At 63.4% G+C, this 8105-nt stretch carries 7 protein-coding genes and 1 pseudogene; 4 read left to right on the top strand and 4 right to left on the bottom strand.

Features of this window, described 5'->3' with window-relative positions; all coding sequences use genetic code 11:
• Nucleotides 1-152 precede the first annotated feature (152 nt).
• Nucleotides 153-383, top strand: a pseudogene (locus QOC89_RS01460) (hypothetical protein); the annotation flags it as partial.
• Nucleotides 384-527: 144 nt separating this feature from the next.
• Nucleotides 528-1016, top strand: coding sequence for a metallophosphoesterase family protein (locus QOC89_RS01455; RefSeq protein ID WP_323043391.1), 489 nt, complete (start codon nt 528-530; stop codon nt 1014-1016).
• Nucleotides 1017-1196: 180 nt separating this feature from the next.
• On the opposite strand, the gene proP is transcribed toward QOC89_RS01455, so the two are convergent.
• Together proP and QOC89_RS01445 are read right to left on the bottom strand one after the other, a co-directional pair.
• Entirely contained in the window at nt 1197-2699 is a 1503-nt protein-coding gene (gene proP / locus QOC89_RS01450) for a glycine betaine/L-proline transporter ProP (RefSeq protein ID WP_323043390.1), read from the bottom strand.
• A 155-nt stretch (nt 2700-2854) separates the two neighbouring features.
• The gene (locus tag QOC89_RS01445; RefSeq protein WP_323043389.1) at nt 2855-3172 is read right to left on the bottom strand and encodes a hypothetical protein; all 318 of its coding nucleotides are present in this window, start codon (nt 3170-3172) and stop codon (nt 2855-2857) included.
• Between the two features lie 9 nt (nt 3173-3181).
• Here QOC89_RS01445 and QOC89_RS01440 point away from each other — a divergent pair, with 9 nt between their 5' ends.
• Nucleotides 3182-3397, top strand: a complete 216-nt coding sequence (locus QOC89_RS01440) for a hypothetical protein (protein ID WP_323043388.1) — start codon at nt 3182-3184, stop codon at nt 3395-3397.
• Between the two features lie 29 nt (nt 3398-3426).
• Here the strand turns inward: QOC89_RS01440 and QOC89_RS01435 are convergent, their stop codons facing one another.
• A complete protein-coding gene (locus QOC89_RS01435) occupies nt 3427-3702 on the bottom strand; it encodes an oxidative damage protection protein (RefSeq protein ID WP_082855080.1) in 276 nt (91 codons plus the stop codon).
• A gap of 54 nt (nt 3703-3756) precedes the next feature.
• A complete protein-coding gene (argA, locus tag QOC89_RS01430; RefSeq protein ID WP_323043387.1) occupies nt 3757-5145 on the bottom strand; it encodes an amino-acid N-acetyltransferase in 1389 nt (462 codons plus the stop codon).
• A 23-nt stretch (nt 5146-5168) separates the two neighbouring features.
• Between argA and hrpA the strand changes: the two genes are divergently transcribed.
• Nucleotides 5169-8105: ATP-dependent RNA helicase HrpA (gene hrpA, locus QOC89_RS01425; protein ID WP_323043386.1), on the top strand; the 2937-nt coding region annotated here is incomplete at its 3' end.

The following is an 8105-nucleotide window of genomic DNA, read 5'->3' as shown; positions in this document are numbered from 1 at the left end:
TCGTTCAGCCGTGGCTCTCCGCTGCGCTCTATACGCTCGCCGCGGCGTGGTGGCTGGTGCCCGACCGGCGCATCGAACACGTGCTGGAAGCCTAAGCATGCTGCTTGCACTCAAGCTTGCGCTGGTGGCCGCGTTTCTCGCCGCGCTGACCCGCGGACTTCGTCGCGTTGTTGATGCGCGGCATGGTGATCGGGCGCGGCTCGTTTGCGGCGTTCTTCGCCGTGACCGCGACGATGCTGCCGCACTACGACGTGTGGCCGGGCTTTGCGTGTGCGGCGGCGGCGTCGGTGATTGTGCAGGGCGCGACTAAACGGATGCTCGCGGCGAAGCGGCCGGTGCAGGCGGTGAGGCGTGAGCTGGCCGAGCGGCAGTCGGTAGATTGAATTGAGTGGGGAACGTGTGTGCAGGCCGAACTACTGCATCCGAACGGCACGGGCGAACTTGCCGAGCGGCCCCAGGCGCGTTGAGTGCCTGACCTCGCCGGGCCGCTTGCAGCAGGCCAAAACCATTTGACCGATACTGGCACCATGACTTCGCGCATCCACAGTTCCTCTGCCACCCGGATCGGCCTGATCTCCGACACGCACAACCTCGTGCGCCCGGAGGCGCTGCAGTATCTCGCGGGTTGCGATGCGATGATCCACGCGGGCGACATCTGCAAGCAGGCGGTGCTGGATGCGCTTGCGCAGATCGCGCGGGTCACCGCCGTGCGCGGCAACAACGACATCGACGCGCCGGTCGCTTCGCTGCCGACACACGTCAAGCTCACCGTGCAACAGGTGACGATCCTCGTCGTTCATGACATTGCGGACGTGGTCGACGATCCGCGCAGCGAAGGCATCCGCGTCGTCGTGACCGGGCACTCGCATAAGCCCGCGATCAGCGAACGCGACGGCGTGTTGTTCGTCAATCCAGGCAGTGCCGGACCCAGGCGATTCAAGCTGCCGATTTCAGCGGGCATGTTGATCGTTGAAGGCGCGCACGTGAGCGCGACGTTCGATTCCCTGGTGACATAAAAAAAGCGGGCCGGCAAATTTGCCGGCCCGCTTCGGGACACGCTGACGTGAATTGCTGTGGTTGCCTTCCGCTAACCGCTAACCGCTAACCGCTAACCGCTAACCGCTAACCGCTAACCGCTAACCGCGACCAACACGCGTACAAAACTTCGGCGGCTTGTGATCACGCAATCCAGAGGATCAGGCGCGCGCCGTAGCCGCGGCAGCATAACCCTCATCCATCTCCGCCGCCTCGCGCTCGCCGCGCAGCACCGCATGCGCTTCCGCACGCGTCGCGACACATGGACCCGAGCCGAGCAACGGCTTGCGGGCCGTTTCACGCAGCGCGAACACCGACACGATACCGATCAACGACGCGCCCATCAGGTAGTACGCGGGCATCATCAGATTGCCGGTGCTATCGACCAGCCATGCCGTGACGAGCGGCGTGGTCCCGCCGAATAGCGACACCGAAATGTTGAAACCGATCGCAAGCGCACCATAGCGGATCTTGGTCGGGAACAACGCCGGCAGCGCCGACGGCATCACGCCGGTAAAGCACGACAGCAGCACACCAAGAATCATCAGGCCGCCGAACACCGGCAGCACCGTGCCCATGCGGATCAGCAGCAGCGCCGGAATCGACAACGCGAACAGACCCACGCAACCGAACAGCATGACGGGCTTGCGACCGATCGTATCGGACAGGCGGCCGGCTGCGAGTGTCATCGGCATCATCAGCACCATTACGAGCAGCACGAGGAACAGGCCGTGCGTTTCGTTGAAGTGCAGCGTGGCCGACAGATAGCTCGGCAGATACGAGAGCGCCATGTAATCGGTGACGTTGAAGATCAGCACGAGGCCGACGCACAGCAGCAGCGGCTTCCATTGCTGCATCAGCAACTCGCGCAACGATTGCTTCGGAAGCGCCTTGTCTTCGGCTTCGCGTTGCTCGGCCTGCTTCTTGAATGCGGGCGTTTCTTCGAGCTTCATCCGGATGTAGAGACCCACCAGACCCAACGGGCCCGCGATCAGGAACGGCACACGCCAGCCCCACGAGAGCAGCGCGTCGTTCGAGAGCGTCGCCGTCAACACCGCGACCGTACCCGCGCCGAGCACATAGCCGATCAACGTGCCGAACTCGAGGAAGCTGCCCATGAAGCCGCGGCGTTTGTCGGTCGAGAATTCGGCGATGAAGGTCGCGGCGCCGCCGTACTCACCCCCCGTCGAAAAACCTTGCACCAGGCGCGCGACCAGCAGCAACACCGGCGCGAAAATGCCGATCGTCGCGTAACTGGGAATCAGGCCGATCGCGAAGGTGCCGAGCGCCATCATGATCATTGTCATGGCCAGGACGCGCTGACGGCCGATCCGGTCGCCCAGCGGCCCGAACACCATGCCGCCGACCGGCCGCACGAGAAACGCCGCGGCGAACGTGCCGAACGTGGCGATCAGTTGCGCGGCGGGACTCGCGGACGGGAAGAACACTTTGCCGAGCGTGACCGCGATATAGCTGTACACGCCGAAGTCGAACCATTCCATCGCGTTGCCGAGCGCCATGGCGCCGACGGCCCGCTTGAGGAGAGATTTGTCGACAACGGTGATGTCGTCGAGGGAGAGGCGTTGTTCTTCTTTGTGGTGTCGCCAGAAGCCGTTGCTGGAAGCGGTCAAGGTGAAAACTCCAATGACTGCGACGAAACTCATGAAAACGCATGAACGTTCCGCCACGGGTGCTGGGGAAGTGCAGTTTCGCGAGCTAGGGCGATGGCGTCTCCCTCGCCCGCAAGGACGAAAGAGTGGGGCGTGAAGGAAAACACAACGCCCGTGCCTCGCGAGACAGATCGCGAAAAAACACTCGTCTAAATTGTGCTGACGGTTGCATCTGCGTGGCCGTGGAAGGGGGGCAGATGCATGAGGACGCTGGGGTGGCTGAAGCTGGCCCCTGCGCCGCTGGAAGGCTTGAAACGAAAAAGGCCGGTGCTGGATCGCCGCTCACGATGCGAGATGAAGCGGTGAAACGACCGACGAGCCTTCTTGTATAAAAACTGTTCGATCCCCTTGGCTGAAATTCGCTGTGAACCCGCGGGAAAGCCGTGCGAGCGGTACTTGCGAACGCTATCTAACCAAGCCTGAAGTGAACGTGAATGAAGGTGAATTGCTGTTGGAACGATGAACATGGTAGCACGATGACAGAGGATCGTGCAAACCCGATACCCGGCGCGGGTTTAGGGGACGGTATGCAATCCCTTGCGGGGCGGGGGATCTGGCGCAATTCGGCGGTATGGAAAAAAGACTTAAAACCGGCCGGAAATGTACCGTCTGGAGAGTTTTGCGGTGTGATCCAAACGAAAAGCAGCGCGAAAAAAATCCGCGCACGCGGCGCGGATTTTTCATCGGGCTGATCGCCAATCACTGGCGTGCAACCGAAACGCTACTCAGCTGCCGGCGGCACATAGCCCTGTGCCGTATCCGCGCCTTCGCCGAAGAAGAACTTTTCGGTCTGCTTCATCAGATATTGGCGCGCGCGCGGATCGGCCATGTTCAGGCGGTTTTCGTTGATCAGCATGGTTTGCTGTTTCAACCACGCCTGCCAGGCTTCCTTCGAAATACTTTCGTAGATCCGCTTGCCGAGTTCGCCGGGCAGCGGCGGGAAATCGAGGCCTTCGGCTTCCTTGCCGAGCTTCGCGCATTGAACCATACGAGTCATGCTGTGCTTCTCCTATATCGATGTGGGGCGGGCAGTCGCTTTATATGAGGACGCTCAGAGCTGTTTCATCAGCACGAGCGACTTGCGCTGCCAGTTGTAGAGTCGGCGGCGGTCTTCGGGCAGGTCGTCGACCGTGACCTTGACGAAGCCCCGCTTGAGAAACCAGTGTTCGGTGCGCGTGGTGAGCACGAAAATGCGCGTGAGGCCGCGCGCCCGCGCGCGTTGTTCGATGCGCTTGAGCAGGCGTTCGCCGTCGCCGGTGCCTTGCGCTTCCGGCGCGACCGTGAGGCACGCCATTTCGCCGATGCGCTCCTGCGGGTACGGATACAGCGCCGCGCAGCCGAACAGCACGCCATCGTGCTCGATCACCGAGAAATGGTCGATGTCGCGTTCGATCTGGTGGCGGCCGCGCCGCACCAGCGTGCCGTCGGATTCGAGTGGCTCGATCAGCGAGAGAATGCCGCCGACGTCGTCCGGCGTGGCTTCGCGCAGGCTTTCGAGGTTCTCGTACGAGATCATCGTGCCCACGCCGTCGTGCAGGAACAGTTCGAGCAGCAGGCTGCCGTCGAGCGCGTAGGGGATGATGTGCGCCCGCGCCACGCCGCCTCGGCAGGCGCGGATCGAATGTTTCAGATAGAAGCCCGCGTCGCCGGTGACTTCGCCGCTTTCATGCAACTTGTAGGCGTCGTCGAGCGACAGTTCGCGGACCAGCACGGGGCCGTCTTCGCCCGCTTCCATCAAGCCCGGCGTTTCGGTCAGGAACACGATCTTGTCGGCGCGCAGCGCGATCGCGGCCGCCGAGGCGACGTCTTCCATGGCCAGATTGAAGGCTTCGCCGGTCGGCGAGAAGCCGAGCGGTGACAGCAGTACCAGCTTGCGGCTCGCGAGCGAATGGCGGATCGAATCCGCGTCGATCTTGCGGACCACGCCGGTGTGGGCGAAGTCGACGCCGTCCAGAATGCCGACGGGGCGCGCCGTCACGAAGTTGCCGGACACCACGCTGATGTGCGCGTGCGCCATTGGCGTGTTCGGCAAGCCCTGGCTGATCGCCGCCTCGATATCCAGACGCACTTCGCCGGCCGCTTCTTTCGCGGACTCCAACGCGCGTGCGTCGGTAATGCGCATGCCGTGCGAAAACTCGGATTCCACGCCGTGCAGACTCATCTGCTCTTCGACCTGCGGTCGCGAGCCGTGCACCAGCACGATCTGGATGCCCATGGCTTGCAGCAGCGCGATATCGGACACGAGCGCATTCAGGAGCCCCTGATGCACCACCTCGCCGCCGAACCCGACGACGAACGTCTTGTTCCGGAACGCATGGATGTACGGGGCGACTGAGCGCATCCAGTCGACGAATTGCGCGTGCTGTGCGAGATCTTCCGTTGCTCCGGCGGGGGCCGGAACGCTCGCGGGCGCGGGGACGAGGTCGGTTTGGGAATTCATGCCGGGGATTATAATGCGCCCCCATGTCGAATGTACCCAAAAGTCCCGCTACGGCGAACGAGAATGCGGCGCCGGCCGCCGATCAGGTGAATGCCGGTGACGCGCAGCGCCGTGTCGCGCAGGACGCTGAACGCAACGTGCCGGAAACGGCGCGCGAGCCGCGACGTGCCGCAGAAGGTGCGCAAGCGTCGGCACCGAAAAATAATCCGTCCCGCGAGGCGCGCCGCGAAGCGGGCGCGCAGGCGCCGAACACCGCTCGTGAGGGGCGCAAACAGGCGCCGCAGGGCGATGCGTCGCGCAGGCAGTCTCATGCCGGTGGCGCCGCACAGCCGGCGCCGCGTCGCGAACCACGTCCGCCGCGCGTTCAACGCGTCGTCGAGCCGAATCCGATTCCGCCGATCACGTTCCCCGAAGCGCTGCCGGTCTCCGGCCGCCGCGAAGAGATCGCCAGGGCCATCGCGCAGAATCAGGTGGTGATCGTCTGCGGCGAAACCGGCTCCGGCAAGACGACCCAACTGCCGAAAATCTGCCTCGAACTTGGCCGTGGCCTCGGCGCGGGCGGCACCGGTCTGATCGGCCACACACAGCCGCGCCGGATCGCCGCGTCGGCGACGGGCCGCCGCATCGCCGAAGAACTCGGCACGCCGTTCGGCGAGGTGGTCGGCTACAAGGTGCGTTTTACCGACAATCTGTCGCCGGGGGCGTCGGTCAAATTGATGACTGACGGCATTCTGCTCGCCGAAACGCAAACCGATCCGCTGCTCAAAGCCTACGACACGCTGATCATCGACGAAGCGCACGAGCGCAGCCTCAACATCGATTTTCTGCTGGGCTATCTGAAGGAAATTCTCGTCAAGCGCCCCGATCTGAAGCTGATCGTGACCTCCGCGACGATCGACGCGGATCGCTTCGCGCGCCATTTCGGCCGTGACGACAAGCCTGCGCCGGTGATCGAAGTGAGTGGGCGTCTGTATCCGGTCGAGGTGCGCTACCGGCCGGTCGCGGAGGACAGTCCGGCGGTGAAGTCGGCGGAAGGCTCTGCCGCATCGTCTTCGCGTGAATCGCGCGACAGGCCGAAAACGCAGCGCGAGACCGATCGCGATCTGATGGAAGCGATCGTCGATGCGGTCGACGAACTGTGCCGCGAAGGCCCGGGCGACGTGCTGGTGTTCCTGCCCGGCGAGCGTGAAATTCGCGACGCCGCCGAGGCGCTGCGCAAGCACCATCCGCCGCACACGGAAATCTTGCCGCTGTTCGCGCGCCTGTCCGCGGCCGAACAGGAGCGCGTGTTTCGCACCTCGAACGCGCGCCGCATCGTTTTGGCAACCAACGTCGCCGAAACTTCGCTGACGGTGCCTGGAATTCGCTATGTGGTCGATACGGGACTCGCGCGCGTCAAGCGCTACTCATATCGCAACAAGGTCGAGCAGTTGCAGGTCGAGTCGATTTCGCAAGCCGCCGCAAATCAGCGGGCAGGGCGCTGCGGCCGCGTCGCCGATGGCGTGTGTATCCGCCTATATGAGGAAAGCGACTTTCAGGGCCGCGTGCGCTTTACCGATCCGGAAATCTTGCGTTCGTCGCTGGCGTCGGTGATTCTGCGGATGAAGTCGCTGCATCTGACGGCGATCGAAACTTTCCCGTTCATCGAGCCGCCGCCCGGCCGCGCGATCGCCGACGGTTATCAACTGCTCAACGAACTGGGCGCCGTCGACGATGACAACCAGCTCACGCCGCTCGGCCGCGAACTCGCGCGCCTGCCGCTCGATCCGCGTGTGGGCCGGATGATTCTCGCCGCGCGCGATCAGCAGGCGTTGAAGGAAGTGCTGATCATTGCCAGCGCCCTGTCCGTGCAGGATCCGCGTGACAGGCCGATCGAAGCGCAGGAGCAAGCCGACCAGGCGCACCGCCGGTTCGCCGATGAGCGTTCGGAATTCCTGCAATGGCTGAAGATCTGGAACTGGTTCGAAGAAGCCATCGCGCACAAGAAGTCGAACCGCCAATTGCAGGACGAGTGCCGCAAGAACTTCCTGTCGCAATTGCGTCTGCGTGAATGGCGCGATGTGCACTCGCAGTTGCTGACGGTGGTGCGCGAGCACGGCTGGCGTCTGAACGAGGCCGAAGCGACGTTCGAGCAGATCCACCTCGCGTTGTTGACTGGCTTGCTCGGCAACATCGGCCTCAAAGCCGACGACGAACCCTATTTCCTCGGCGCACGCAGCATCAAGTTCTACCTGTGGCCGGGCTCGGCGCTGGTGAAGAAGGCCGGCAAGTGGGTGATGGCTGCCGAACTGGTCGAGACGAGCCGTCTGTACGCGCGCTGCATCGCGAAGATCGAGCCGGAATGGATCGAGAAAATCGGCGAGCATCTGCTGAAGAAGTCCTTGTCCGAGCCGCATTGGGAAAAGCGCGCGGCGCAGGTGTCGGCGTTCGAGCGCGCGATGCTGTACGGCCTGCCGATCTATCACCGGCGCCGCGTGAGCTTCGGCAAGCAGGACCCGGCGCGGGCGCGCGAGTTGTTCATTCGCGGTGCACTGGTCGAAGGCGAGTTCGATACAAAGCTCGCGTTCTTCACGCACAACCGCAAGCTGCTCGCCGACATCGAGCAGTTGGAACACAAATCGCGCCGCCAGGATGTGCTGGTCGACGACGAACTGATTTTCGGCTTCTACGACCAGGCGTTGCCACAAGGCATTTACACGGGTGCGTCGTTCGAGCGCTGGTATCGCGACGAGGTGAAGAAGAGCGGTCAGCCGGAAGACAAACTGCGTCTGCTGTATCTGTCGCGCGACGATCTGATGCGGCACCAAGCCGCCGGCGTGACGACCGATCTGTTCCCGAAACGGTTGACGATGTCCGGCGTCGAGATGGCGCTGACCTATCACTTCGAGCCGGGTTCGCCGCGCGACGGCGTCACGCTCGCGGTGCCGCTGTATGCGCTCAATCAGGTCGACGCGCGGCGA

The sequence above is a fragment of the Paraburkholderia sp. genome, from assembly GCF_034668105.1.
Taxonomy (GTDB): domain Bacteria; phylum Pseudomonadota; class Gammaproteobacteria; order Burkholderiales; family Burkholderiaceae; genus Paraburkholderia.
This window is presented reverse-complemented; position numbering and strand designations above follow the sequence as displayed.